The organism is Arthrobacter globiformis (genome assembly GCF_030817195.1).
Lineage (GTDB): Bacteria > Actinomycetota > Actinomycetes > Actinomycetales > Micrococcaceae > Arthrobacter > Arthrobacter globiformis_D.
In genome coordinates, this window is record NZ_JAUSYZ010000001.1 from 4,449,468 (window position 1) to 4,473,939 (window position 24,472).

Annotated in this window: 26 protein-coding genes and 1 pseudogene; 14 read left to right on the plus strand and 13 right to left on the minus strand. The window is 67.2% G+C overall.

Annotation, left to right across the window (positions count from 1 at the left end; genetic code table 11):
- Position 1 precedes the first annotated feature (1 nt).
- Entirely contained in the window at positions 2 to 1,423 is a 1,422-nt protein-coding gene (locus QF036_RS20320) for an FAD-binding oxidoreductase (RefSeq protein WP_307104791.1), read from the plus strand.
- An 87-nt stretch (positions 1,424 to 1,510) separates the two neighbouring features.
- On the opposite strand, the gene QF036_RS20325 is transcribed toward QF036_RS20320, so the two are convergent.
- Positions 1,511 to 2,533, minus strand: coding sequence for a LacI family DNA-binding transcriptional regulator (locus QF036_RS20325; RefSeq protein ID WP_307104793.1), 1,023 nt, complete (start codon positions 2,531 to 2,533; stop codon positions 1,511 to 1,513).
- A 164-nt stretch (positions 2,534 to 2,697) separates the two neighbouring features.
- Between QF036_RS20325 and QF036_RS20330 the strand changes: the two genes are divergently transcribed.
- Together QF036_RS20330 and QF036_RS20335 are read left to right on the plus strand one after the other, a co-directional pair.
- Complete coding sequence (locus tag QF036_RS20330) at positions 2,698 to 3,633, plus strand: dihydrodipicolinate synthase family protein (protein ID WP_307104794.1); 936 nt, start codon at positions 2,698 to 2,700, stop codon at positions 3,631 to 3,633.
- Between the two features lie 116 nt (positions 3,634 to 3,749).
- On the plus strand, positions 3,750 to 5,048 hold the full coding sequence (locus QF036_RS20335) for an Nramp family divalent metal transporter (protein WP_307104796.1): 1,299 nt from the start codon (positions 3,750 to 3,752) through the stop codon (positions 5,046 to 5,048).
- A 73-nt stretch (positions 5,049 to 5,121) separates the two neighbouring features.
- Here the strand turns inward: QF036_RS20335 and QF036_RS20340 are convergent, their stop codons facing one another.
- Entirely contained in the window at positions 5,122 to 6,573 is a 1,452-nt protein-coding gene (locus QF036_RS20340; RefSeq protein ID WP_307104797.1) for an MFS transporter, read from the minus strand.
- Between the two features lie 97 nt (positions 6,574 to 6,670).
- On the opposite strand from QF036_RS20340, the pseudogene QF036_RS20345 reads away from it, so the two are divergent.
- A pseudogene (locus QF036_RS20345) lies at positions 6,671 to 6,940 on the plus strand (MarR family winged helix-turn-helix transcriptional regulator); the annotation flags it as partial.
- Here QF036_RS20345 and QF036_RS20350 read toward each other — a convergent pair.
- The 5 genes from QF036_RS20350 to QF036_RS20370 form a co-directional block, all read right to left on the minus strand.
- Positions 6,830 to 7,549: a class I SAM-dependent methyltransferase gene (locus QF036_RS20350; RefSeq protein ID WP_307104799.1), complete on the minus strand. Its 720-nt coding sequence runs from the start codon at positions 7,547 to 7,549 to the stop codon at positions 6,830 to 6,832. The pseudogene QF036_RS20345 and the gene QF036_RS20350 overlap by 111 nt on opposite strands.
- A 5-nt stretch (positions 7,550 to 7,554) precedes the next feature.
- Positions 7,555 to 8,826 (minus strand): glycosyltransferase, encoded by a 1,272-nt coding sequence (locus QF036_RS20355; RefSeq protein ID WP_307104801.1) that lies wholly within the window; start codon positions 8,824 to 8,826, stop codon positions 7,555 to 7,557.
- A gap of 298 nt (positions 8,827 to 9,124) precedes the next feature.
- Positions 9,125 to 9,535 (minus strand): arsenate reductase ArsC, encoded by a 411-nt coding sequence (locus tag QF036_RS20360; protein WP_307104803.1) that lies wholly within the window; start codon positions 9,533 to 9,535, stop codon positions 9,125 to 9,127.
- Positions 9,532 to 10,245: an aquaporin gene (locus QF036_RS20365; protein WP_307104805.1), complete on the minus strand. Its 714-nt coding sequence runs from the start codon at positions 10,243 to 10,245 to the stop codon at positions 9,532 to 9,534. Before QF036_RS20365 ends, QF036_RS20360 begins: the two co-directional genes overlap by 4 nt.
- Positions 10,242 to 10,592: an ArsR/SmtB family transcription factor gene (locus tag QF036_RS20370; protein ID WP_307104806.1), complete on the minus strand. Its 351-nt coding sequence runs from the start codon at positions 10,590 to 10,592 to the stop codon at positions 10,242 to 10,244. Before QF036_RS20370 ends, QF036_RS20365 begins: the two co-directional genes overlap by 4 nt.
- A gap of 101 nt (positions 10,593 to 10,693) precedes the next feature.
- On the opposite strand from QF036_RS20370, the gene QF036_RS20375 reads away from it, so the two are divergent.
- The 7 genes from QF036_RS20375 (at position 10,694) to QF036_RS20405 (ending at position 16,857) form a co-directional block, all read left to right on the plus strand.
- Positions 10,694 to 11,020, plus strand: a complete 327-nt coding sequence (locus tag QF036_RS20375) for an ArsR/SmtB family transcription factor (protein ID WP_307104808.1) — start codon at positions 10,694 to 10,696, stop codon at positions 11,018 to 11,020.
- Positions 11,017 to 11,790, plus strand: coding sequence for a cation diffusion facilitator family transporter (locus QF036_RS20380; RefSeq protein ID WP_373460207.1), 774 nt, complete (start codon positions 11,017 to 11,019; stop codon positions 11,788 to 11,790). Before QF036_RS20375 ends, QF036_RS20380 begins: the two co-directional genes overlap by 4 nt.
- A complete protein-coding gene (locus QF036_RS20385) occupies positions 11,787 to 12,704 on the plus strand; it encodes a cation diffusion facilitator family transporter (protein WP_307104811.1) in 918 nt (305 codons plus the stop codon). Before QF036_RS20380 ends, QF036_RS20385 begins: the two co-directional genes overlap by 4 nt.
- Positions 12,705 to 12,840: 136 nt before the next feature.
- Positions 12,841 to 14,964, plus strand: coding sequence for a heavy metal translocating P-type ATPase (locus QF036_RS20390; protein ID WP_307104812.1), 2,124 nt, complete (start codon positions 12,841 to 12,843; stop codon positions 14,962 to 14,964).
- A gap of 68 nt (positions 14,965 to 15,032) precedes the next feature.
- Positions 15,033 to 15,494 carry a hypothetical protein gene (locus tag QF036_RS20395; RefSeq protein WP_307104814.1) on the plus strand — a complete coding sequence of 154 codons (462 nt, stop codon included), beginning with the start codon at positions 15,033 to 15,035 and terminating at the stop codon, positions 15,492 to 15,494.
- A 138-nt stretch (positions 15,495 to 15,632) separates the two neighbouring features.
- Positions 15,633 to 16,277 carry a DUF305 domain-containing protein gene (locus tag QF036_RS20400; protein WP_307104816.1) on the plus strand — a complete coding sequence of 215 codons (645 nt, stop codon included), beginning with the start codon at positions 15,633 to 15,635 and terminating at the stop codon, positions 16,275 to 16,277.
- Positions 16,278 to 16,446: 169 nt separating this feature from the next.
- Positions 16,447 to 16,857 (plus strand): four-helix bundle copper-binding protein, encoded by a 411-nt coding sequence (locus QF036_RS20405; protein ID WP_307104818.1) that lies wholly within the window; start codon positions 16,447 to 16,449, stop codon positions 16,855 to 16,857.
- A 61-nt stretch (positions 16,858 to 16,918) separates the two neighbouring features.
- Here the strand turns inward: QF036_RS20405 and QF036_RS20410 are convergent, their stop codons facing one another.
- From QF036_RS20410 to QF036_RS20420, 3 genes are all read right to left on the minus strand, one after another.
- Positions 16,919 to 17,419, minus strand: a complete 501-nt coding sequence (locus tag QF036_RS20410; RefSeq protein ID WP_307104819.1) for a hypothetical protein — start codon at positions 17,417 to 17,419, stop codon at positions 16,919 to 16,921.
- A 40-nt stretch (positions 17,420 to 17,459) separates the two neighbouring features.
- Complete coding sequence (locus tag QF036_RS20415; protein WP_307104821.1) at positions 17,460 to 18,050, minus strand: hypothetical protein; 591 nt, start codon at positions 18,048 to 18,050, stop codon at positions 17,460 to 17,462.
- 73 nt (positions 18,051 to 18,123) lie between these two features.
- Positions 18,124 to 18,651: an alternate-type signal peptide domain-containing protein gene (locus tag QF036_RS20420; protein ID WP_307104823.1), complete on the minus strand. Its 528-nt coding sequence runs from the start codon at positions 18,649 to 18,651 to the stop codon at positions 18,124 to 18,126.
- Between the two features lie 229 nt (positions 18,652 to 18,880).
- Between QF036_RS20420 and QF036_RS20425 the strand changes: the two genes are divergently transcribed.
- Positions 18,881 to 19,786, plus strand: coding sequence for a trypsin-like serine protease (locus QF036_RS20425; RefSeq protein WP_307104825.1), 906 nt, complete (start codon positions 18,881 to 18,883; stop codon positions 19,784 to 19,786).
- A gap of 27 nt (positions 19,787 to 19,813) precedes the next feature.
- Here QF036_RS20425 and QF036_RS20430 read toward each other — a convergent pair whose 3' ends face one another.
- Together QF036_RS20430 and QF036_RS20435 are read right to left on the minus strand one after the other, a co-directional pair.
- The gene (locus QF036_RS20430; protein ID WP_307104827.1) at positions 19,814 to 20,644 is read right to left on the minus strand and encodes an endonuclease/exonuclease/phosphatase family protein; all 831 of its coding nucleotides are present in this window, start codon (positions 20,642 to 20,644) and stop codon (positions 19,814 to 19,816) included.
- A gap of 101 nt (positions 20,645 to 20,745) precedes the next feature.
- Entirely contained in the window at positions 20,746 to 21,558 is an 813-nt protein-coding gene (locus tag QF036_RS20435; RefSeq protein WP_373460308.1) for an SGNH/GDSL hydrolase family protein, read from the minus strand.
- A gap of 279 nt (positions 21,559 to 21,837) precedes the next feature.
- Here QF036_RS20435 and QF036_RS20440 point away from each other — a divergent pair, with 279 nt between their 5' ends.
- Complete coding sequence (locus QF036_RS20440) at positions 21,838 to 22,836, plus strand: hypothetical protein (protein ID WP_307104831.1); 999 nt, start codon at positions 21,838 to 21,840, stop codon at positions 22,834 to 22,836.
- Between the two features lie 65 nt (positions 22,837 to 22,901).
- Positions 22,902 to 23,375, plus strand: a complete 474-nt coding sequence (locus QF036_RS20445) for a hypothetical protein (protein WP_307104833.1) — start codon at positions 22,902 to 22,904, stop codon at positions 23,373 to 23,375.
- A 358-nt stretch (positions 23,376 to 23,733) separates the two neighbouring features.
- Here the strand turns inward: QF036_RS20445 and QF036_RS20450 are convergent, their stop codons facing one another.
- A complete protein-coding gene (locus QF036_RS20450; protein ID WP_307104834.1) occupies positions 23,734 to 24,396 on the minus strand; it encodes a hypothetical protein in 663 nt (220 codons plus the stop codon).
- Positions 24,397 to 24,472 lie beyond the last annotated feature (76 nt).

The window sequence follows — 24,472 nt, forward strand, 5'->3', positions numbered from 1 at the left end:
GATGGCTACAGTTCATCAAGACAGCCCCGGACGCGAGACCCAACAGGCGCTGCAGGAGCTGCGCGGGCGGCTGTCGGGCTCGTTGATCGAGCCGCAGGACCCCCTCTACGACGATGCCCGTGCGGTATGGAACGGCATGGTCGACGTCCGTCCGCTCGCCGTCGCCCGGGCAGGTGCTGTCTCGGACATCGACGCAGTGCTCGATGCCGTACGGCGCAGCGGCCTGTCGCTGGCTGTCCGCGGCGGCGGCCACAACATCGCCGGACACGGCACGGTCAAAAACGGCCTCGTTCTGGATCTCGGCCCCCTCCGGCGTGTGAAGGTCGACGCCGGGAAAGGGCTCGTTACCGTCGAACCCGGGGCGACGCTCGCAGACGTGGACCGGGCCACGGCCGCGCACGGCCTGGCCGTTCCGCTGGGGGTGATCAGCGGAACAGGGGTTGCCGGGCTCACCCTTGGCGGCGGGGTTGGCTGGCTGACCCGCACGTACGGCCTGAGCCTGGACAACCTGGATTCCGCTGACGTCGTTACCGCCGGCGGGGACCACGTGCATGCCAGCGGCCAGAAGAATTCCGAGCTGTTTTGGGGACTGCGGGGCGGCGGCGGAAACTTCGGGGTCGTATCCTCCTTCACCTTCCGCGCCCACCCGCTGCCGGCAGCACCCCTGGGCGGGAACCTCTTTTACCGCCAACAGCACTGGCGCAACGCCCTCATGGCGGTCGCTGCCTGGACCCGGAATTTGCCTGAGGCGATGAACCCGATCATCTCCTTCCTGGTGCTGCCGCCCGAATTCGGGATGGGTGATGAACCGTGGATGGTTGTCGGGTTCGCCTGGGCATCTCACGACCACCAGGCCGGCCTGAACCTCGTGGACCAGCTGCGCATCCAGGCTCGCCCCGACGAACAGGAGGTGGGCCCCACGTCATGGCTGGACTGGCAAAGTGCCATGGACACCGTGTTCCCCAAGGGCTCACGCGGCTACTGGAAGAACGTTTCGTTCTCCCGCCTCGATGAGGAGGTGGTCGGCGTCCTGCTGAGTTTCGCCTCCGAACTGGCCTGGCAAGGGACCGGGATCGACATCCACCACCTGGGCGGCGCCTTCGGCCGGGTGCCGGAAGGAGCCACGGCCTTCCCGAACCGGTCCGCGCGCTACTGGCTCAACGTCTACGGGTTCTGGCGCGATCCGTCCGAGGACGAACGGCTCACGGCCTTCGCCCGCAGGGCATACGCCCTGATGCAGCCGTTCTCCGAGCACGGCGAATACGTCAACTTCCTGGGCGCCGAACTCGGACACCAGGACGCCGACGCCGCGCGCCACGCCTACGGGCCGGAGAAATACCGGCGCCTCGTGGCCATCAAGAACCGCTACGACCCGCAGAACGTGTTCCGGTACAACCACAACATTCTGCCCACCCCCGCCTGAGCCGCAGTCCGCGGACGCCCCGTGAATGGTGAAAGCGCCAGACCGGGCGGTTCGGCATTTCCGGCAACATTCTGCCGATACGGGTCCCTACCTCTGGCCCTTGGGGTGGCCGCTTGATTCACGGGGGATGAGCGTAGGCATGGACTTGCTCACCCGCGGCTCTTTGTCGGGATCGATAATGAGATCGATCGCGGTCCTGGCTATTTGGGCAAGGGGAGTCCGGACGGAGGTCAGCGGGGTAGGAAGACGGGATGACAGGGGGATGTCGTTGTATCCGACCAGCGACAGGTCCCCGCCGATGCTCAGCCTGTGGCGGTGTGCAGCGGCCATGATGCCCATCGCGAGGTTGTCATTCGCCGCGAAAATCGCGGTGGGGCGTTTCCCGGCGTCCCCATTAAGCAGTGCATCGCCGGCGGCGAAGCCGTTCTCTATGCCGTAGCCGCCGGCGATGCTCCAGTTGCCCGGGAGCTCAATGCCGGCTTCATGCATGGCCCTTCGGGCCCCACCCAAACGTGCGTTCGCGGTCGATGTGAACGACGGCCCGGTGACGACGGCGATGTCCCGGTGCCCGAGGTCGATGAGGTGGCGGACGGCCAGGTAGCCGCCCACTTCGTCGTCACCGAGAGCCGAGGGGCTGACGCCGTCGGTACGGAGCACCAGAGCGTGGGCCACCCTGCGTTCGCGCAGGAGCCGGGGCAGCTCGTCATCGAGGCGGGCGGTGGCCAGGATGAGGCCGTCCACGTTTCGGTCCAGGAGCGTCTCAGCAGCGCGGCGCTCGTCGTCGGGCTCGTCACCGCTGGTGGCAACCATCGCGAAGTATCCGCGGTCCGCGGCTGCCCGTTCGAGTTCTTCGAACATCAGGGCCATCACAGTGTCGCTCAGGCGCGGCACCAGGACACCCAAGGTCCGGGTCTCGCCCCGGCGCAGGCTCGAAGCGAACGAGTTCCGGCGGTAGCCGAGCTCCTCCGCGACCTTGCGGACGTGCGTCGCCGTGGCGGACCTGGAGACTGTGCCGCGTTCGTCGAGGGCGCGGCTGGCGGTGGAAATGCTCACTCCGCTTGCCGCAGCAACGTCCCTCAATGTGACGGTCGCGGCGGCGCTGGGTTCCATGGCAATGCTCCTCTGCAGGTTGTTCTGAAAGACACTCTATTTCCTCCCGGATGAAAACGTTCCCTTGACAGTGAGCTGGACCACGTTGCAGAATGAAAACGTTCCCGCAAACGTTCCCACAAATGCGGGACTGCCGACCATCAAAGAAGACATGAGGTAGTGAAATGACCATCGATCTCCGCGGGCTGGTCCCCGCCCCCGTCACTCCGTTCAACCGCGACGGCAGCGTCGACGTCGACGCAATCCACCGTCTGGGCGGCTGGCTGGCCAGCGTTGAGGGAGTCAAAGGCCTGGTTGTGCTCGGCCACGCCGGTGAAGGCACCTTCCTGACCCAGGATGAGCAGGCGCTCGTGATTCGCGAGTTCAAGAACGCCGTCAACGGCGAGATCCCGATCATTGCCGGCATCACCGGCGAGGGAAACACTGTGGCTGCACTCGAGGCCAAGCGGGCTGTTGAAGCCGGCGCGTCCGCAGGTCTGGTGTACCCGTCCCATGGCTGGCTCCGGTTCGGGTACCAGAAGGGTGCCCCGCAGACCCGATACAAGGAGATCTACCAGACGTCCGGCCTGCCGCTGATCCTGTTCCAGTACCCGGATGCCACGAAGGCGACTTATGATCTGGAGACCCAACTGGAAATCGCCGGCCAGGAAGGCGTGTTCGCCACCAAGAACGGCGTCCGCAACATGAAGCGCTGGGACACCGAAATCCCGGTGCTCCGCGAAACCTACCCGGACCTGCAGATCCTGACCTGCCACGACGAGTACCTGCTGCACACCATGTTCGACGTCGACGGCGCCCTGGTGGGCTACGGCGGACTCGCCCCGGAACCGCTGGTGGAACTGATCGCGGCCGGCAAGGCCAAGGACTACGCGGCGGCACGCGCCATCCACGACCGGCTCCTGCCCGTCACCAAGAACGTGTACCACCGCGGCTCGCACATGGAAGGCACCGTCGCCCTCAAGGAAGGCCTCGTGGCCCGCGGCATCCTGGAGCACGCCACGGTCCGCCCGCCGCTGCTGCCCCTCGCCGAAGGTGCCGGCGCGGAAATCGCCGCAGCCCTGCAGTTCGCCAACCTTGGAAGCGTTACCGCTACCGTCTGATCCCTTTGGATTCTTACGGGTGGCGGACCTGACGCCCGCCACCCGTACCCAGGCTTTCTATCTCCACCCGGTCAACGACGACCCCCAGCAGTGCCGCTGTAGAAGGAGGACTCGCCATGAGCGAGCACAATAGGACCATTACACATCCCGCACAGAGGGAATCCCAGATGGCCGCCCCGCACGTAGACCCCTCGCCGGCAACGACGGGAAGACGCCGGACGTTTCTTGGCTACCTTGCCCTCATGGGCCCCGCCTTCGTGGTGGGAGCCTGGCAGTTCGGCCCGGGCAACCTCACCACCGCCGTGCAGGCCGGCAGCCGCTACGACTACACCCTTGTGTGGGTCATTGCGGTCTCCACCATCCTCATGATCTTCTTCACCGACATGAGCGTCCGGCTCGGCATAGCCACACCGACTTCCCTGATCACCTCAATCAAGGAACACCTGGGCAGGCCAGTGGGCGTGCTGGCCGGAGTCGGCGTCTTTGGCATCACACTGATGTTCTCCGTAGGCAACGCCGTCGGCTCCGGGCTTGGCCTCTCCCTGGTCTTCGGCGGATCACCTGTCCTCTGGACCGTTGCCTGCACAGCCGCCGTCGCCTTCGTCCTCGCCTTCCGCAACGTCTACGGCATCATCGAGAAGGCACTCCTGGTCATCGTCGGCCTCATGGCCGTCGCGTTCGTCGCCAGCGCTGTCGTCGCCCAACCGGACTGGTATCGCGCCCTCGAAGGGGCCGTACCCTCTTTGCCGGCGGGCAGCGAAATCCTCATCGTCGCCCTGGTAGGAACAAACTTCTCCATCAACGCCGCGTTCTACACGTCCTATGGCATTAAGGAAAACAAGCGCACTCGCGCTGACTACCGGGACATCACGCTTGTCGACACGATCCCCGGCATTGTCGCCCCCGGCATCATGACGGCCCTCGTCATCCTCGTTGCCGCCGCGGTCCTTGGCAAAACGGGCGGAGACGCTGCGTCCATCGGGGCCCTGGCATCCATCTTCGAGCCGCTCGCCGGCCCGGTGGGGTCCATGCTCTTCGCCCTGGGCCTTTCCGGTGCCGCGTTCTCTTCGATGATCGCCAACGCCACAGCAGGCGGCACCATGTTCTCCGATGCCATGGGCCGGGGCGCGAATGCAGGCTCACCCGCCGCCCGCATCGTTACCGGCGTCATCCTCGCCTTCGGACTCGTCGTCACCCTCTCGTTCCAGGCGTCACCGGTCGGCCTGATCGTCATCGCTCAATCCCTGACCGTGCTCATCGCCCCTTTGCTCGGGGTCCTGCTGTTCATCATGAGCAACAAGACGGCGGTGATGGGCGACCTGCGAAACAAATGGTGGCAGAACCTGTTTGGAATTATTGGCATGGTCGCCATCGTGGCCTCTTCCATCCGGCTCATCACCACCCTCATCGGATAGTTTCACAGCAGATCAGCTGCAGCGAAGCGGTGCCCCCTCTCATGGACGGGGCACCGCTTCGCTGCAAACTGAGTTAGGCAGCCAAGGCGACCGTCCGCCGTCGGGCCGGCACAGCCGCAACCAGCAGCGCGGCGATGGCGACAGCGGCACTCAGCACCAGGCCCGGCCGGTACTGCTCAAGCATGGCGGCGGCGCTGGGGACGGCGCCGCCGTCGGACTGCCCGCCGCTGACCATGGCAGTGGTGACCGCCAGGACCAGGGCGGCCCCCACCTGGGTGCTGGTCTGGATGAGTCCGGCGGCCAGACCCTGCTCGGAATCCCTGATGCCCGCGGTGGCCTGGACGTTGATGGACGGGAAGGCCAGGGCAAAGCCGATGCCCAGCAGGATGATCGACGGCAGGATGTCCAGGGCGTAGTTGGGCGTGGTGCCCACCCGGAGGAACAGGACGTAGCCAAGGCCCATGGCTGCCAGTCCGGCCAGGATCAGCCGGGTGGCACCGAACACGTTGATGAGGCGGTCGGCGAACGGCGCGCTGGTGGCGACGATCAGTCCGGTGGGCAGCAGGGCAAGGGCCATCGCCAGCGGGCTCCAGCCCAGGGCGGACTGCAGGAAAAGCGTCACGATGAACTGGAAGCTGAGGTAGGAGCCGAACAGCCCCACCGCGCTGAGGTTGGCCCGCGCCACCCAGCCCTCGCGCAGGATGCCAAAACGGATGAGCGGGTGCCTGACCTTGTTCTCGATGACGGCGAAGGCGGCCAGCACCGCGGCAGAGATGATGAATCCGGCGATTGTTGCCACAGATCCCCAGCCCTGTTCCGGGGCGGACACCAGCGTGTAAACGAGTCCCAGCATGCCCAGCGCGAGGGTGACGGCGCCCCAGATGTCGTGGCCGCTGTCCGTGGCGTCGGGCGTATCGCGCGGGATGAAGCGGTTGCCCAGGATGACCACCAGGACGGCGATCGGCACGGAGACCAGGAACGTCCAGCGCCAGCTCAGGCTGGTCATGAGGCCGCCGACGACGAGCCCCAGGGAGAAGCCGCTGGCGCCGAACGTGGTGAAGATGGAGAGGGCCTTGTTCCGCTCGCGGCCCTCGGCGAAGTTGGTGGTGATGATGGAGAAGCCCGTGGGCGCGGTGAACGCGGCCGCGAGGCCCTTCACGAACCGGGTGGCGATGAGGATGGCGGGGTCATCCACGAGTCCGCCCAGCAGGGAAGCAGCCGCGAAGACGGAGAGGGCAATGAGGAAGATCCGGCGGCGGCCCAGGAGGTCCGCGAGCCGGCCGCCCAGGAGCAGCAGGCTGCCGTAGCCGAGGACGTAGGCGGAGACGATCCACTGCAGGGCGTCCGTGCCAAGGTTCAGTTCGTGCCCGATGGACGGCAGGGCAACGCCCACCATGGACACGTCCAGCCCGTCGAGGGCCAGGACGGTGCAGACAACCATCAGCAGGAGCCACTGGGCCCGGCTCCAGCGGACGGCCGTGGCAATGGGGCCGGCAGTTCGTTCGAGGGTCGTAGGTGATGTCATGTCCCAAAATCTATATGACGCGTCATTCAATGACAAGGAATATGACGCGGAATATTATGACGTGGACTTGAGTTCGCCGGTCGGCTAAAATCAGTGCATGGCTTCGACGACGGACCGCCTGCTGGTTGAGCAATGGCGCAGCATCCAGGACGCATACTTCCGCACTTCCTGTGCCCTCGACCGGGCCCTGGAGGCCAAATTCGACATCGGCCTGAACGAGTTCGAGATCCTGGACCTCGTGGCGGAGAACAGCAAGTCATCGTGCCGGATGAAGGAACTCGGCGAGCGGACCCCCATGAGCCAGAGCGCCGTCTCCAAGGTGGTGGACCGGCTGGAGAAGGCCGGGCTGCTGACCCGCCAGTCCTGCGCCGACGACCGCCGTTCGCTGTACCTCGAACTCACGGCGGCGGGCCGGAAGCTCCACCAGGCGGCCGCCGTCGAACACCGCGCGCTGCTCAAGGAAAACCTGGCCTGACCCGCCAAAGCGGAGTGCCGCCGTACTGACAGGGCGCTCAGAGCGGACGTGCTCGTAGTAGGCCAGGGTCCCGCCGGGGCGCAGGACGCGCCGGATTTCCGCGAGCGCGGCAGCCTGGTCCGCGACGCTGCACAGCACGAGGCTGGCGACGACCGCATCCACGCTGCCGTCGTCGGCCGGGATGCGCTCCGCTGCAGCAGGCCGCACCGTCACGGGCACGGCGGCCGTGGCGGCGCGCTCGACCGCAAGGCCTCTGAGGTAGTCGTCGGGCTCCAGTGCCAGAACGTGGGTGACGGCCGTCGGGTAAAGCGCGAAGGCCGATCCGTCCCCTGCGCCGATCTCGATGACCGTCCCGTGCAGGCCGGCCAGCATGCGGCGGCGGTTTTCGGTGGCGCCGCGGCGGTTCATCTGCCCGACCGCACGCGCGTAGGCGCGGGCGAAGCGCGGATGCTGGAGGTGCTTCAGCGCGTGGCTGCCCGTCGGGTCTCCTGGAGTATCCATGCCGTTCACGCCTTCCGCAACATCGCTTCCATCTCGTCGATAAGCCCGTCCACGCCCGGGGAGGCGGCAATCGCCGCGCCGATCCGCTGGCTCCCGGCCCGGTACCGGCCGTCGCCCAGCACCTTTCGCACGGCGTCGCGGATGGCATCCGGCTTGGGCCGGCCCGTTTTGAGATTGATTCCGACGCCGGCCCAGGCCACCCGGGCTGCCCCTTCCGGTTTGTCCTCGGTATCCCCCGCGACCACGATGGGCACACCGTTTTCCATGGCGTAGTGGAGGCCGCCGTAGCCGCCGTTGGTGATGTAGACGGCGACCTTCGGCAGGAGTTCCGCGTCCGGCAGGAACTCGGCGGCCCGGGCATTGGCCGGGAGCGGCGGAAGGGCTGACAGCGGGCGGCGGCCGGTGCTGACGACGACGGTGACGTCCTCCTCCGCAAGGCCCTCGAGCGTGGGGCCCACCAGCGCGGTGAAGTCCGCGTTGGAGACGGTCCCCTGCGTCACGTAAACCACCGGGCGGGAGCCGTCCAGCTCGCCCCACCAGTCCGGCATGGGTGTCACCGAGGCGGAGGCGGCATGCCGGGACATGGGCCCGAAGAAGCGCAGGTTGTCCGGCGCATCCGAGCGCGGGTACTCGAACTCCTCCACCGTGAACTGGGCGAAGAAATCAGCGTTGCGCATCCAGTCGAGGAAAAACGAACCATCGGGCTCCACTCCACCCAGCGCACGCATCCGTTCGTCGACCTGCCGTTGCGTGTCCTTGAGCGCCACGTCGGCCACGAACCAGTTCAGGGCCCTGTTCCGCAGCCGTGACAGCGGACCGCTTCCGGGCAGGAGCCCGAGCCCGAAGGGTGCGCAGTCCCGGCTGGAGAGGGTCAGGGGCAGGATTCCACAGGCGATGACCGGCGGCCGGCTCCCCAGGGGTTGCCGGACCAGTATGGCCGCTGCCATGAAGCTGATTTCCGCCAGCACGGCATCCGTCCGCTCCGCCTCTATGGCCGCGGCCAGCGGCAGGTACTGGCCCCGGGCAGGATCGATCACCAGCGCCCGCATTCCGTCGCGGATGGCCTGGAGACCGGTGGCGTCGGTGGACTTCGGCGGCTCCTCGGCGCCCGGACCCAGCGGCAGGAATTCGGCCCCGATGGCCCGTACGGCTTTTTCGTAGCCCGGACCGGTGAGGAAGCGGACCCGGTGACCGCGGTCAATCAGCTGTCGGGCCACGCCGAGCATGGGCGAAACGTGGCCGTCGTGGGGGCCGCTGCAGACGATGACTGATGACATGCTCGGAGCTTATGGCCTGCGGGGGTCCGGGGATAGAGCGGGGGTTCGCCTTTTTCAGCCCCCGGTGAGCTCCGTGTAGAGCTTTTGGACCCGGGCCCCGATGTCGTCCCGGACCAGACGCATGCGTTCCATGCAGCCGTAGTGGCGGTGCGGTTGAGTTTGGTGGGTCCTGCCGGCCGGGGCGGGGCCGGCAGGTGCCCGGTGCGGACTAGCAGCAGTCCTGGTCGTCGTCGCAGCAACCGGAGTCGCCGCAGCAGCCGTTCTTCATTCAGCTCACCCCCTTCCCTGCTGGGTTCGCCTATGCAGACGCCGGGATCAGGGAGGCGATCAGGGCCTCGACCCGGGTCTTGATCTCGTCGCGGATGGGCCGGACGGAGTCCACGCCCTTGCCGGCCGGATCCTCCAGGACCCAGTCCTCGTAGCGTTTGCCGGGGAAGTAGGGGCATTCGTCGCCGCAGCCCATGGTGATCACGACGTCGGATTCCTTCACGGCCTCGGTGGTGAGGACCTTCGGGATCTCGGCCGACATGTCGATGCCCACCTCGGCCATGGCCTCGACGGCAGACGGATTTACCTTGTCAGCCGGCTGGGACCCGGCGGAGCGGACTTCGATTTCCCCATTGGAGAGCGTGGTCAGGAACGCGGCGGCCATCTGGGAGCGGCCGGCGTTGTGGACACAGACGAACAGGACGGAGGGCTTCCCGGTCATGAGAGCACCTTTCGGTTGGCCGCTTCCGCGGCAGGCATGGCTGTGGCTGGGACTAGTGTCGGGTAAAGAAGGCGGACCAGGACGAACCCCGCGGCGCCGCCGAGGAGCTGGGCCAGGATGAAGCCGGGTGCGGAGGCCGGCGCGATCCCGGCGAACGTGTCGGTGATGGTCCTGGCGACTGTCACGGCGGGATTGGCGAAGCTGGTGGAGCTCGTGAACCAGTATGCGGCAGTGATGTAGCCGCCGACGGCAACCGCCACCCGGTCCGCCCTGCCGGAGCGGACCGTGCCGAACACAACGAGGAGCAGCCCTGCCGTGGCCACGATTTCACCCAGCCAGAGTCCGGCGCCGGAGCGTTCGTGGCCGGAGAAGGTGACGGGGCCGACGTCGAACATCAGGTTCGCCAGCACCGTCCCGGCCAGGCCGCCGAGGAACTGCGCCCCGATCAGGGCCAGGGCAGCCCTCGTGTCGATCATGCCCAGGGCACGCTCCACCAGGGTCACCACCGGATTGAACGATGCCGAGACCGGCTGCAGGGCCACGATCAGCGCCACCAGGGCGGCACCAGTGGCGAGGCTGTTCTGCAAAAGCTGCAGCCCGACGTCGTTCGGCGAAAGCCGGGAAGCCATCACGCCGGAGCCGACGACGGCCATGACCAGGAACGCCGTGCCGGCGAACTCCGCACCGGTCCGCCTCATCAGCCCGGTCATTTCGCCTGTCCCCCGATCAGGGCAGCCAGGTTCTCCAGCGCCTCGGTGCGCGCCCGGTAATACACCCACACACCCCGCTTCTCACGCTCCAGCAGCCCCACCTCATGGAGCAGCTTCAGGTGATGGCTGATCGTCGGCTGCGACAGCTCGAACGCGTCGTTCAGATCACAGACACAGGCCTCGCCGCCTTCATGGGAAGCAACGAGGGACATCAGCCGCAGCCGCACCGGATCAGCCAGGGCCTTCAGCAGCGGGGCGATGCCCTCGGCTTCGGATGCAGAGAGCGGTTCCCGGGTCAGCGGCGAACAGCACGCCACCGTTTGAACGGGGGTCAGTTCCAAAGACATAGACACATGTAAATATTCACACTCATCTATGTGGTGGTCAAGGAGTCGACGTTTGCCCCTGCACAATTGTCTGAATACATTCAGCGATGTACTTTGGGGCCATGGAAACCCTCACACATGCGCCCGTGCTGGCCCGGTTCGGATATGCCGTCTCGGACCCGACCCGTGCCAGGATCCTGCTCGCCCTGGCGGGCGCTCCCGCCTATCCGTCCGAGCTTGCCGATTCCCTAGCGGTATCGCGGCAGAGCATGTCCAACCACCTGACGTGCCTGCGCGGCTGCGGACTGGTGGTGGCCGTTCCGGACGGCAGGCGGACCCGGTACGAACTCGCCGACGCCCGGCTGGGCCATGCCATCCGCGACCTGATCGGCGTGGTGCTGGCCGTTGATCCCGCCTGCTGCGCCCCCGACGGGGAGTGCCTGGCGTGAGCACGGTACAACTGTCCCCCGCGCCGGCACGACGGGCCGTTCTGACCCGTCGCATCAGGCTCTTCGCCGCGGCGACGATCACCTACAACGTGGTTGAGGCTGCCGCTGCCCTGTGGGCCGGGGGCGTCGCGGATTCATCCGCCCTGATCGGGTTCGGCCTGGATTCCGTCATCGAGGTCGCCTCGGCCCTGGCCCTGTCCTGGCAGTTCTCCGCCAGGGACCCGGAACGGCGCGAGCACCTGACGCTGCGGATCATCGCTGTTTCGTTCTTCGCCCTGGCCGCGTTTGTGACGGTCGATGCCGTCCGGTCACTGGCCGGCGCCGGCGAGGCCCAGCACTCGCTCCCGGGGATCGTGATCGCCGCCCTGAGTCTGGCAATCATGCCTGTCCTGTCCTGGCTGCAGCGCCGGGCCGGCCGTGAACTCGGCTCCAAAACTGCAGTGGCGGATTCCAAACAGACCCTGCTGTGCACCTACCTGTCCGCGGTCCTGCTGCTCGGACTGGTCCTGAACAGCACACTGGGCTGGTGGTGGGCCGACGCCGGCGCCGCCTTGGTGATTGCCGCCGTCGCAGTCCGGGAAGGCGTCAACGCATGGCGCGGAGACGTCTGCTGCACCGTCCCGCAGACAGCCGCAGAATCCGGGCATACCGACCCGGCCGCACCCGGTCCCGAACCGTCCGCCGGGTGCTGCGAGGACTGCGCTGCCGGTCCGGCACCGCAGCTGCTGGGATTGCCGGTGACAGCCAACCGTTCGGAGCCGAACCCATGAGCGGACACGACCACAGCCACGGCGCCGACGCCGCCAGCCAGCGCGGAAAACTGACCATCGTCTTCGCGATCACCGCCACGGTCATGGTGGCAGAGATCGTGGGCACGTTCCTGACCGGGAGCCTGGCGCTGCTGGCCGACGCCGGCCACATGTTCACCGACGCGGCCGGGCTGCTCATCGCCCTGATCGCCGCATCACTGGCCCTGAAACCGGCCACCCTGGAACGCACCTGGGGCTACAAACGCGCCGAAATCGTCGCCGCCGCCGGGCAGGCGGCGCTGCTGCTGGGCGTGGGCGGATTCGTCATCATCGAAGGCATCCGCCGCCTCTTTGATCCCCCGGAGATCGGCGGATCCACGATGCTGTGGTTCGGCGTCATCGGCCTGGCTGGCAACGCCGCCGGTCTTCTTGTCCTCGCGTCCAGCCGGCACCACAACTTCAACATGAAGGCCGCGTTCCTCGAGGTCCTGAACGATGCGCTGGGATCGGTCGCCGTCATCGCGGCCGCCGTCATCATTACCCTTACCGGCTGGACCCGGGCCGACGCCGTCGTGTCCCTGCTCATCGGCGCGCTGATCATCCCGCGCACCCTGAAGCTCCTGCGTGACACCGTCAACGTCCTGATGGAAAACGCACCCGCGGGCCTGGACCTGGGCGAGGTCCGCGAACACATCCTTGCCCTGCCCCACGTCATTGACGTCCATGACCTGCACGCCTCCCTCGTCGCCTCCGGCACACCGGTCCTCTCAGCCCACGTCACAGTCCAGGACACCTGCATGAAGGACGGGCACGCCGCCACCATCCTGGCCGACCTGCAGCGCTGCGTTGCCGAACACTTCGAGGTCAGCATCGAACACTCCACCTTCCAGATCGAGCCGGCCGCACACCGCGACCAGGAAACCATGCATCACTGACGCCATCCTTGACGGATATACCCCCAGGGGGTATATTTTTGGTGTTGTCAGTGAAGTGGTATGTCCAGGGGACTTCCTCCCCGTCACAGCCGTTCAACCCCAGCGCACCCATCCGTCTTTGTGGAATGGAACTGACATGCGTGAATCAACCAAGCACCACAACCTGCCGCTGACCGCCAACCCGGCCGGTCCGCCGTCGAACACGTTCCGGGCCGACGGAGACGGCCCGCATGCGGGCCATGACTCCCACGACGATCACGTGGTGCATACCCACGGCCAGCACGCCGGGCATAGCACCGCGATGTTCAAGAACCGGTTCTGGCTGACGTTGGCCCTGTCCGCTCCGGTGGTGTATTTCAGCCCGATGTTCAGCCACCTGCTCGGCTACATGCCGCCCGAATTCCCTGGATCCGCGTGGATCCCACCTGTCCTGGGCACCGTCATCTTCCTCTACGGCGGCCAGCCGTTCCTCAGGGGCGGCCTGAACGAACTCAAGGCACGCCGGCCGGGCATGATGCTGCTGATCGGCATGGCGATCACCGTCGCGTTCATCGCCTCCTGGGTAACCAGCCTGGGCCTCGGCGGCTTCGACCTGGACTTCTGGTGGGAACTGGCGCTGCTCGTGGCCATCATGCTCCTGGGCCACTGGATCGAGATGCGCGCCCTCGGATCGGCACAGGGAGCCCTGGACGCCCTGGCAGCGCTGCTGCCGGATGAGGCCGAGAGGATCACCGACGCCGGCACGGAAACCGTCAGCGTCTCCGAGCTCAGGGCCGGGGACCTCGTTCTGGTCCGGGCCGGCGCACGGATGCCCGCGGACGGCACCGTGACCGAGGGGCACGCCGAATTCGACGAATCGATGATCACCGGCGAATCCAAAACGGTCCCCCGCGCTCCCGGGGACACAGTCATCGCCGGCACCGTGGCCACCGACAACACGGTCCGGGTCCGCATCACCGCCGTTGGGGACGACACCGCACTGGCGGGCATCCAGCGGCTGGTGGCCGAGGCCCAGGCTTCATCGTCAAGGGCCCAGGCGCTTGCCGACCGGGCGGCGGCGTTCCTCTTCTACTTCGCCGCCGGTGCCGGCGTCATCACCTTCATCGCCTGGACCCTGCTGGGCAGCGTCCCGGAGGCGGTCACCCGCACAGTTACCGTCCTGGTGATCGCCTGCCCGCACGCCCTGGGCCTGGCCATCCCGCTGGTGATCGCCATCTCCACCGAGCAGGCAGCCCGCGCCGGCGTGCTGATCAAGAACCGGATGGCGCTGGAGCGCATGCGCACCGTCGGCGTCGTGCTGTTCGACAAGACCGGCACCCTCACCAAAGGTGAGCCCGAGGTACGGGAGATTGCAGCGGCCGACGGCGTGGGCCGGGAGGAGCTGCTGGCCCTGGCCGCGGCGGTGGAAGCGGACAGCGAGCACCCCGTTGCGCGGGCGATCGTCCGGGCGGCCAGGAACCAGGGCCTTCCCGTTCCCCAGGCCACGGACTTCAGCTCCATGACAGGCCGGGGCGTGGGTGCCAGCGTGGACGGCCGGACGGTGCAGGTGGGCGGACCGGCGCTGCTGCGCGAGCTCACGGTCACCGAACCCCCTGAGCTGGCCGCGGCCACCGGGGCCTGGATGGACCGCGGCGCCGCTGTGCTCCACGTCCTGGCCGACGGCAGGGTGCTGGGCGCCGTCAGCCTCGAAGACGCCATCCGGCCCGAATCACGGCAGGCCGTCGCGGCGCTGCAGGACCGCGGCGTCAAGGTGGCCATGATCACCGGCGACGCCCGGCAGGTTGCGCAGGCGGTCGCGGACGAGCTGAACATCGATGAGGTCTTCGCCGAGGTCCTGCCGGCCGACAAGGACAAAAAGGTCAGCGAACTGCAGAGCCGGGGCTTCAAGGTGGCGATGGTCGGGGACGGCGTCAACGACTCCCCCGCCCTGGCCCGGGCCGAAGTCGGCATCGCCATTGGTGCCGGAACCGACGTCGCCATGGAATCAGCGGGCGTGGTGCTGGCCGGGAACGACCCGCGGGCCGTGCTCTCCATGGTGGACCTGTCCCGCGCCAGCTACCGCAAGATGTGGCAGAACCTGGTCTGGGCCACGGGCTACAACATCATCTCCGTGCCGCTGGCAGCGGGGGTGCTGGCCTTCGCCGGCGTCATGCTCTCCCCCGCGGCCGGTGCCGTGCTCATGTCAGTGTCCACGATCGTCGTCGCCCTCAACGCCCAGCTGCTGCGCCGGGTCAAACTGAACCCGGCACAGGTCCGTTGAACCTGAGCCGGCGCCTGCGGCCCGGTAGCCTTAAAACACACTGGTCCGGCATGGAAGGAGGAACCGCCATGAGTGCAGCCCGCAGCATTGCCTCGGTGTTCCTGCGCCGTGCCGGACTGTTTTCACTGGTGCTCGCCCTCATCACCGGCATTTTCGGGATGCACGTCATGAACGGCCACCACACCATGCACGGCCCGGCCAGTGCGTTGACGGTTGCGGAATCCGCCGGCCACTCGCACCCGGCTGGCGGGGCCGCCCATGGCGTCGCCGCAGATGCTGCCCATGCGCCCTCGGGCGAGCAGATTTCGGCTGAGGCCGGCTGCCCGGACGGGAACTGCAGCGGCACCCAGGCGATGACCGTCTCCTGCACCCCCTCCGGCAAGACAGACACACTGGCCGTACCGGTCCCGGGAACGGCCGCGGCGGGAGCGGCGTTCGTCCGTGCCGGCCCGGCCGGACAGGTGAGCGGGCGCAGCGCCTACAGGCCAGACACGCCCTCACCCTGTGAACTGTCCATCAGCCGGACGTAAAACAGGACCCTGCCGGAACCATCCGGCGCAAGCACCAAAGCCGCGGCTAATGCCCGCGGGTTCGCGCGCCTGACTATGGCGCGCCTCCCCTTTTTCCGGCGCCCGGCGCCAATTGAACGTTTGAAGGACCTGGTTTACATGAACAAGAAGTTTCTGACCCTTTCCACCGCCGCCATCGCTGCGGCCATCACCCTGGCCGGCTGCGGCAGCGGATCCGGCAGCGGCACCACCACAACCGGCACGGACCATGGCTCCGCGTCGGCCACCGCATCCGCCTCTGCCCCGTCCGGCAGTGCAACTGCGGCCGCCGAACACAACGCCGCCGACACGATGTTCGCGCAGATGATGATCCCGCACCACGCCCAGGCTGTGGAGATGAGCGACATGATGCTCGCCAAGAAGGACATCCCGGCGAAGGTCACGGCCCTGGCGCAGAAGATCAAGGCCGCGCAGGGTCCGGAAATCGAAACGATGACCGGCTGGCTCAGGAGCTGGAACGAACCCACTGAAGCGGCCAGCGGCCACGACATGTCCACCCACGGGGCCGTCATGGGCGGCATGATGAGTGACGACGACATGAAGAAACTCGGTGCCGCCCAGGGCACCGAAGCCGCAAAGCTGTTCCTGACCCAGATGACGGCCCACCACCAAGGCGCCATCATGATGGCCAAGGGCGAGGAAACCGGCGGACAGAACGCCGACGCCGTTGCTCTGGCCAAGACCATCGCCGCGGCACAGCAGAAGGAAATCCAGGAGATGAAGGACCTGCTGGCCACGCTCTAGCCAGCATCCAGGCCGGCACCGGTGGCCATGCGCCGCCGGTGCCGGCCGCTCCCGCCCGAACCTTCTCACGCATCCCCGCCCGAACCGGAAGAGGGCAGACAGCGGAACCGGGCAGGGCTAGGGTGGCGTCATAAGCGGCAGGCGCAGATTCCACCGACAGGAGCAGACCATGACGGACCACATCACCGCGATGCTCAATGCCCATCCCGGCGGCACCGGCACGGAGGACAGGGAGAAGCTGGCCGCGTGCATTGCCGCCTGCTTCCAATGTGCCCAGACCTGTACTGCCTGCGCCGATTCCTGCCTGGCCGAAGAGAAGATCGCGGATCTCGCCAGGTGCATCCGGACCGACCTGGACTGCGCGGACATCTGCGCCGCGACCGGCGCCATCCTGACCCGCCAGACCGGTGACAGCTCCGCGATCGCCCGGTCCCTGCTGGAAGCCTGCCGGACCGCCTGTGCCGCGTGCGCTGCCGAATGCGAAAAGCACGCGCAAATGCATGAACACTGCAGGATCTGCGCCGAGGCCTGTCGCCGCTGCGAAGACGCCTGCACCGTGCTTTTGGAGTCGCTCACCTAGGAGGACCGGCGCCGGAGAATTACGACGGCGGCCAGCCACCCGCCGTCGAACGCTCACCGTCCTACTGACACGCCAGTCTGGTGTTGTTTCCCGTGAGCTGCAAACCCAGAATCTCCGCCGTTCCCGGACCGCCGGTGTAGGTCGCGCTGACGCGGAGGTCAATCTTGCCGTTCTTGACGCTTCCCACGCTGTCGGGAATCCCGTAGGACACTGCGCTGACAACGATGGTGGCCGACGCCGGTGACACGGGAACGCCGGAGCCGTAGGTCGTCCCTCCGGATGCCCTCGAGGCAATGGTTACCGCTGTCGGAGCGGGGATGTTCTGGATTGTCAGGGTCACCGAGTCGCCCGGGCCGGCTGTGCATTGGACGCTCATGGGTGCCGCCGGCCAGTCGGTGGCAGCGGAGACCCCCAAGGTGGCAGTGGCGGATTGCTGCCACAGGCCGGCGGCGGAGGTGGCGCCGATACCCAGCAGCACTGTCAGGACGAAGGCCACCACGGCCGGCTTCGCGCCCGGAAGGTTTTGCCGGCCGGATGCCCGCGTGTGATCCTTCTCCCCCATGAGCGGCAGACTATCAAGGGCGGCAGCCGCGGGGCACCCCTCAGAGCTGGCGCGCGGTGAGGGGAATCGTGATGTTCACGGCTTGACCTTTAACTGCGGTGGGGGCGGCGGCCGAGAGCTTGACTTCGAAGCACATCACGGTGCTGCCGCCTTTGGGGACCGCCGCGGAGGTCAGGCCTGCAGTGGTCAGCGGGCTGTAGTTGGTGGCGGTCGAGCAGTCAGCCGTAGCTGCCGCGGTTTTGGCGTGGACGGTCAGGTAGGTGGCGAGAGATCCGCCCCCGGCGTTGGCTAGCGTCGCGCCTTCGGCGGTGACGCTGATGCTGAACGCTCCGCCCGCATCCGACGCGTTCCCCACCAGGACGCCGGCGTAAGTAGCAGTTCCCGGAGTAAGCGCGGCAGTCTGGGCGTTGAGTGCCAGGCTGGCTGATTGCCCTCCGGCCAGGGTCATGGGGGTGGCCTGGCCGGAGGGGGTGCCGGTGAGGTTGACGGTGAACGATGCGGCAGAGACTGTGCCTGGAGCCGTGGAGACCATGGCGTTCCACAGGGCGTAGCTGCCCTGCACCGCCAGGAGACCCAGGAGCACTGCCACGGCGATCAATGCCGCAGCCCGGATACTTCGCGGGATGCCCATGGTTCCTCCTCCTGGTCCTTGGTCCGGTATGTGCGGCGTGCGGCCGCAGGGCCGCACGCCGCCCGGTACCAGACTAGGACAGGCCCGGCTGGGTGATCTGGTTTAAGTTGAAGGCGACGTTGCCGAAGTTGTAGGTCTTGGTCACGTCTGAACGGCCCGTGGTGGTGGACAGGAATTCGAAGGTGATGGTTGCGGTGACCGTGCCGCTGCTGGTCAGCGGGTTGGTAACCGGGGTGCTGCCGATCGTGAGGGCGGGGCCGGTGACGACGACGTTCCCTGCGGTGAACCCGTCCGCCGCGCCGGTGCCGGAGGTGGTGATGTTGGCTGCCATCTTGTCGCCGGTCAGGGTCACGGTCAGGGCCTGGGTGTAGGTCAGCTTGTCGCCGGGGACAACCTTGTAGGTGCTGATGTTGATCGTGGCGCCGGTCCGGTCCTTCCATACGCCCGGAGCAGCCGCGACGTTCAGGTCGCCGGCGATGACGGTGCCGGGGGTTTGGGTATCGGATGCGTTCCAGGAGGCCAGGGTGCCGCCGCCGCCCAGCAGCAGTGCAGCGCCAACGGCGATGGCGGCGGTTCCCTTGATCAGTGCGCTGTTTTTCATGATGAGACCCTTCAAATCTTGTAAGTGGATTTCCTGCTGAAAAGAACAATGCACGGGCAAACTCAGGACTCGATGTGAGAAATGGTCAAGAATCACTCAAGAAAAAACAGACGCTTTCGGGTGGTATCTTGAGTCACCGTCTCCTTCAGGCGGTGACTTACTTTTGGCGCCTGCCGCGTACTCCGACGTGCGTTGCCGGCTGCCCGTGCAACTGGAAGCTGGGGCTTGTATGCGCTTTTTGAAGAAATTGTGCGCCGGAGGCGGTGCGCTGGCCGTTGCTGCGATGCTGGCCGTGACGACGGCCGTTCCGGCCGGTGCAATCACCGGCGACTACGCCAAGGACAACGAGCACCCGTTCGTTGGGCTCATCGTTTTCTACGGTCCCGACGGCGGGTTCCACCACAGGTGCTCAGGCTCGCTGCTCACCCCGACGGTATTCCTGACCGCCGGGCACTGCACCGCAGGCGTTTCCTCGGCCCGGGTCTACTTCCAGCAGGACGCCGGCGTGGACTGGAGCCCGGAAACCGGCACAGATCCGGACACCGGCTACCCCAGCGCCTGCGCGGACGGAACGCTGGGAACCCAGTGCGCCACCTCCCACGAGATGTACAACTACGGCTACACCGGCATGGACGCAGTCCCCGAAACCAAGGACGCCGGCCTGGTGATCCTGGACCAGCCGATCATGCTCGACGAGTACGCCCAGCTGGCCGCGCCGGGAACCTTGGACGCACTGGCCACCCAGCGCGGCCAGCAGGACACCACGTTCACCGCCAGCGGCTACGGAATTTCCGCGGCCAGCCCGGCAGCCGGCGAGACCTCCTTCCGGGAACGGCTCATGGCCCAGTCCAAGCTGACCAATCTCACCAGCGCAAGCGCCGACGGCTACAACGTCCAGACCAACGGCAACGGCAAGGGCCTCGGGGGCACCTGCTCCGCTGACTCCGGCGGACCGCTGTTCTACGGCACCGCCGGGTCCAACACCATCACCGGCATCACCTCGTTCAACCACAACCGCTACTGCAACGGGACGAACTTCTCGTACCGCACCGACCGGCAGGACGTGATCGACTGGATCAGGGCCACCACCGGAGGCGAGTTCTCAAACATCGCCTTCGCGCCCGCCGTCGGCTAACCCTTCCCCCAGCGGGGCGCGGTGGTGTCAGTAACGGATGTCGGCCTGGACAGCGTAGTGATCCGATGCGTAAGTGCCGCCTACCGGGCCGGTGCCCAGCAGAGCCGCAGCCACAGGGTGCCCGGCACCGCCGCGCCGTGGGGCGGCGGTGAATATGTAGTCGATCCGGCGTTCCGGCCATAACAGCTGGGTGGCCCACGGGTTGGCGTTGGACCACGTGCTGCCGCGGCCGCCCGGGCCAGCGGCTTCCCAGGCGTCGTAAAAGGACAGGCCACTGGCCGGCGTGGCGGTCCGGCCTGTCATCATGCGCACTTCGTCGCTGTCGGGATCTGCGTTGAAATCGCCACAGACAACCAGCGGGGTCCGATCATCCTGGGACGCGTGCAGATGTGCACACAGACCGCGGACGGCGTCCTGACGTGCCTGGCTTTCATCGAACCACCAGGCATCCATCACCACGCCATACACCTGGACCGGGCCGCGCGGGCCGTCGACCCGGGCATACTGCGCACGCAGGCTGCCGAAGGTGAGGCTGGCTGTGGAACTGAAGGGCCACCTGGACATCACCGCGACCCCGGAGAGCGCTGCTTCATCTTCCTGCGCGGTTACGCCGCTGAAGGCGTGGTGCGGCAACCCGAGCGGGCCGGCCAACCTGGCGCATTGGCTGTCCTCCCCCTTTGCCCATGCTTCAGCGAGCACCAGGAGATCAGGCCGGGCGTTGGCCAAGGGGCTGACGATGGCAGCCTCACGTTCCTGCCACGGACCATAGAGACCCCACACATTCCACGTAACAACGCGGGCGGTCGTCTCGATCAGCTTGCCGTAAAAGTGCGGAGGCAGGTCCAGGTGCTGCGCCATCCACCCATACTGCCGGTGCACCATGGACCACACCAGACCCGGGCACACGCCCGCACCACCCGCCGTCGTACTTTCCCTCAAGGCGCCCGGCGTACGGGCGCCTACGACAGGAACTCAGCTACGGCCTTCACCGCCACGGTCCGCACGGCATAAACCGGGGCGAACACCGGCCGCTTCGGCAGCAGGGGCTTCGGGGCCGGATGGTCGTGGACGAGTGGCAGCGGAATGCGCTGCGGCGCGATGCGCTGCCACGCCCACGGCAGGAAATAGTTCCGCGCCCAGGCGATGTCCCCGGCCCGGGCGTCGCGCCAGTTGCTGAGCGGCAGGGACTTCGGCTCCAGCGGCTGCAGCGAGTGCGCTACCTGCAGAGTGTCCAGCACCTGCATGGCAATGGTGTGGTGGCCCAGCGGCGAGAAGTGCAACCGGTCCGGGTCCCACATCTGCGGATCCCTGAGTCCAGGCAGCGTCCACAGGTCCACCAGCAGGCAGTTGTGCGCGGCGGCGACAATCCGGATGTTCTCGTTGAAGATGGCTATCCGGGAGCGGCTCCGCCCCAGGATAGGCGTACGCCGCCAATCCGGCCCGGCGAACAGCATGATGGTGGCACCGGTGGCACTGAGCCGTTCGACGCCGGCCTCCAGCCTGGCAGCCAGCTTGTCCGGGTCGGTCCGGTGGAACACCATGTCATTGCCGCCGGCCGACAGCGTTATCAGGTCCGGCTTCAGCTCCAGCGCCGGCTCTGTCTGCTGGTCAAGAATCTGGCCCAAGAGCAGGCCACGGATGGCCAGATTGGCGTAGGCAAAGTCCGTCCGCCCCGCGCTGAGCTCCTCTGCCACCCGGTCCGCCCAGCCCCGGAGCCCGCCGGCGCAGCGTTCCTCGGGGTCGCCAACACCCTCGGTAAACGAATCTCCCATCGCCACATACCGACTCCAGGGGTGTGGGGCCGTTGCGTCCGCAGCGGAGTTTCGGGGTCCAAATCGGCCGATGTTTTTCATCGCCTCGTCCTCTCCCTTACGCCCCTGGCGCGGTACGCCTGTGGCGTTATCCAAGGAACGTCCGAACCCCCCGGGAAATTCCTAAAAGTCTCTCCACTTGTGAAAATTTTCTACCCCCAGCCGTTAATCCATTCGGTGTATTATCTAGTTGCCCGCTCTTTCGCGCGCCCCGCCGCCCATGCACGCAAGGAGCCACCCGTGAGCCTTCCGGAACAGCCACTCCCCCTCCAGCCAACGAAGCGAACGCCTGCCGGGGATGCCGCCCTGGGATGGCTGCTCGGAATCATGGCCGGACTGCTCGGCCTGGCACCATGGCTGATCACAGGGGCGCAGCTGCCGCTGCAGAACTCGTGGGCCAGCCAGGTCCTGCCGGAACAGATGCCGGTCTCGCTGCTGCCGCTGAGCCAGTACGAACTCACCACCCTCGTGGCTCTTCTCACCTTTGGCGGTGCGATGGCGGGGCTCGCCGTGCGCACCTGGTCCCCCGCCCGACGGCGACTGGTGGCGTGGTGCGCGGCGTCCGGCGTTCTTGCGGTGCAGTTTTCGGCCACCGTCCAGTCGTTCACAGTGCTCGACGACGGCCTGACGGACGGAACGCTGGCGAGGGTATACTTCGCCGGCCTGCTGGCCGGCGTCATCGCGTGCATCGCTGCGGGCCTCGTGGCGTTCCTGCTTCTCGCGTCGAGATCACGGGCCCTGGTTGCGCTGGGCGCCGGACTGATGGCGGTGCCGTTCACATCATGGGCCGGGGAGTGGGTTGTCGGCTTCGTCGGGCAGACGAACGTCCCCATTGCCGTGCCGACGGTGGCGCGGTGGATCCCGGCGATCATCGTCGGCTGCGTCCTCGCGTGGTGCGGCCTTCGTCCTGCGCGGCGGGCCGTCGTGTGGTTCGCCGACCTGGCCCTGCTGTGGGTGGTGCCGGCCCTGTTCATCTCTGTCAGCTACGTCCTCGGGACGCGGGCGATGGCAGGCGACCTGCAGGAGATGCTGCTGATGAGCCGGCAAATCCTGGCGGCAACCCTTGGCCCCGCCGGAGGGGCACTTTCCACAGTCGTGCTGTCGCCGGCCATCGCGCTGGCGGGGCTGGGCCTCCGGTCTGTTGCCGCCCGCCGTCGGTCCGGCAACGGGGGCGGCGACGATGCCGCCCGCCGTCGGGGCGGCAACAGGGCCGTCGAAGGGGGCGGCAGCACCCCATAGGTCTTCGGATCCCCCGATGTTAGATTCGAGGTGCCCGCGCCTCTCTGACCTGCAAGGAGATTCCCGTGTTGCTGATAGGCGGCCTTCCGGCCCACATTCTTTTGGTCCACGCCGTCGTCGTCTTCGGGCCATTGGCCGGGCTGAGCGCCGTTATCTACGGACTGGCCGGCCGGACCCGACGGTACCTCGCCTGGCCGCTGGGCGCACTGGCGCTGATCCTTGCCCCGCTGGCGCTGGTCACGGCGTCCGCCGGCGAGCAGCTGCAGTCAACCCGGGGCGCCACGGACGCCATCCAGGCCCACGCCCGGCAGGGCGACATCCTGAAGGTGACCGCCGTCGTCTTCTTCTTCCTGGTTCTGCTGATGCTTGCTGCAACCTTCACGCCGCTGGCCAGCCGCATTCCGGCGCTGGCCACCCTCCAGCGTTCCCGTCCCGCCCGTCTCGCGGCACTGGCCCTGGGCGTGCTCACTGGTCTCTTCGTCATCTACCAAAGCGTGATCACCGGGCACTCGGGATCGTTCTCCGTGTGGGGCGGGTAGCTCCCACGCGGAGGATGCTTGCGGCCCCCAAGGTGCCTCCACCTTTTCCCAAGGCCTGCGAGACACGCTTGCCTTACTCAGAACAGGCCAGCTGTCAGGGCAAGATGGCTGGTCCGGTCGCCGGACCCGGATCGTACCCCATGCTTTCCGGGCCCGGCGGAAAGGCTTCCCGAACGTACGCCAAGGTGTCCCCGGGACTTTGGCACGCCAAAGGTTTTTCCAAGGTTGGTCCGCGAGAATCTTGCTTGCCGGACACTCGACTGCCGCGCGACAACCGGCATGGCACCGGGAACGGCGGAGCCCTCCCCCGGACCCGGTGCCTTCAGCGGCTGGCCTCCCGCTTCGGCAGGCCAGGGTTTCAGACCCCGGCCCAGCGGCGCAGCGTGCTGTTGATCAGGCCGATGAGGACAGCTGTCCACCAGCAGGCCTGCGAGATGCTGAGTGCAACCATGAGACGGAGCCGCAGCCTGCGGCCGAGTTCCCCGAAGCGGGTGTGTGCAGGCAGGGCCAGCAGTTGGTGCATGGCGGGGGCGATGCTAAGCCCGTTGAGCATGAGCACCAGGACACAGGCGAGCTTGATGACCGTGACCGGACTGGTCAGGTCGGGGTCGATCAGGGCACCCGAAAACAGCAGCAGGGCCAGTCCACCCCAGATCAGCGGCTTCGCGGCCGCCTCCAGCTTGCCGGACTCGTGCATCTGCATCTTGCCCAGCAGCCACAGCAGGCCCAGCCAGTCGACAACCAGGATGGTGCCGAAGGAAAGCACCAGGGCAAGGATGTGCACGGCGAGCCCGATCCGGTGCAGCTCCGGGCCGCAGTCAACGAAGTGACCCACGAGCAGCGAGGCCGTCCACCCCGCCGTGCACAGGGCTCCGAGCATAACCAACCGGAGCCGCTGGCTTTTCCGGCCGGCCGGGGCATGGCTGGACTGAGGTTCATGAATGGACGGTTCGTGAATGAGTGCTTCGTGACTCGACTGCCGTGCGCCGGGCGGTGCCGGGGCCGGTGCTGCTGGGGACATGCTGCTGCCTTTCAGGGTCGCCGGCAAGCCGCCGGCGGGTGCGGCCGTGCTGCGATACACGGGCGCCATGCGGGGA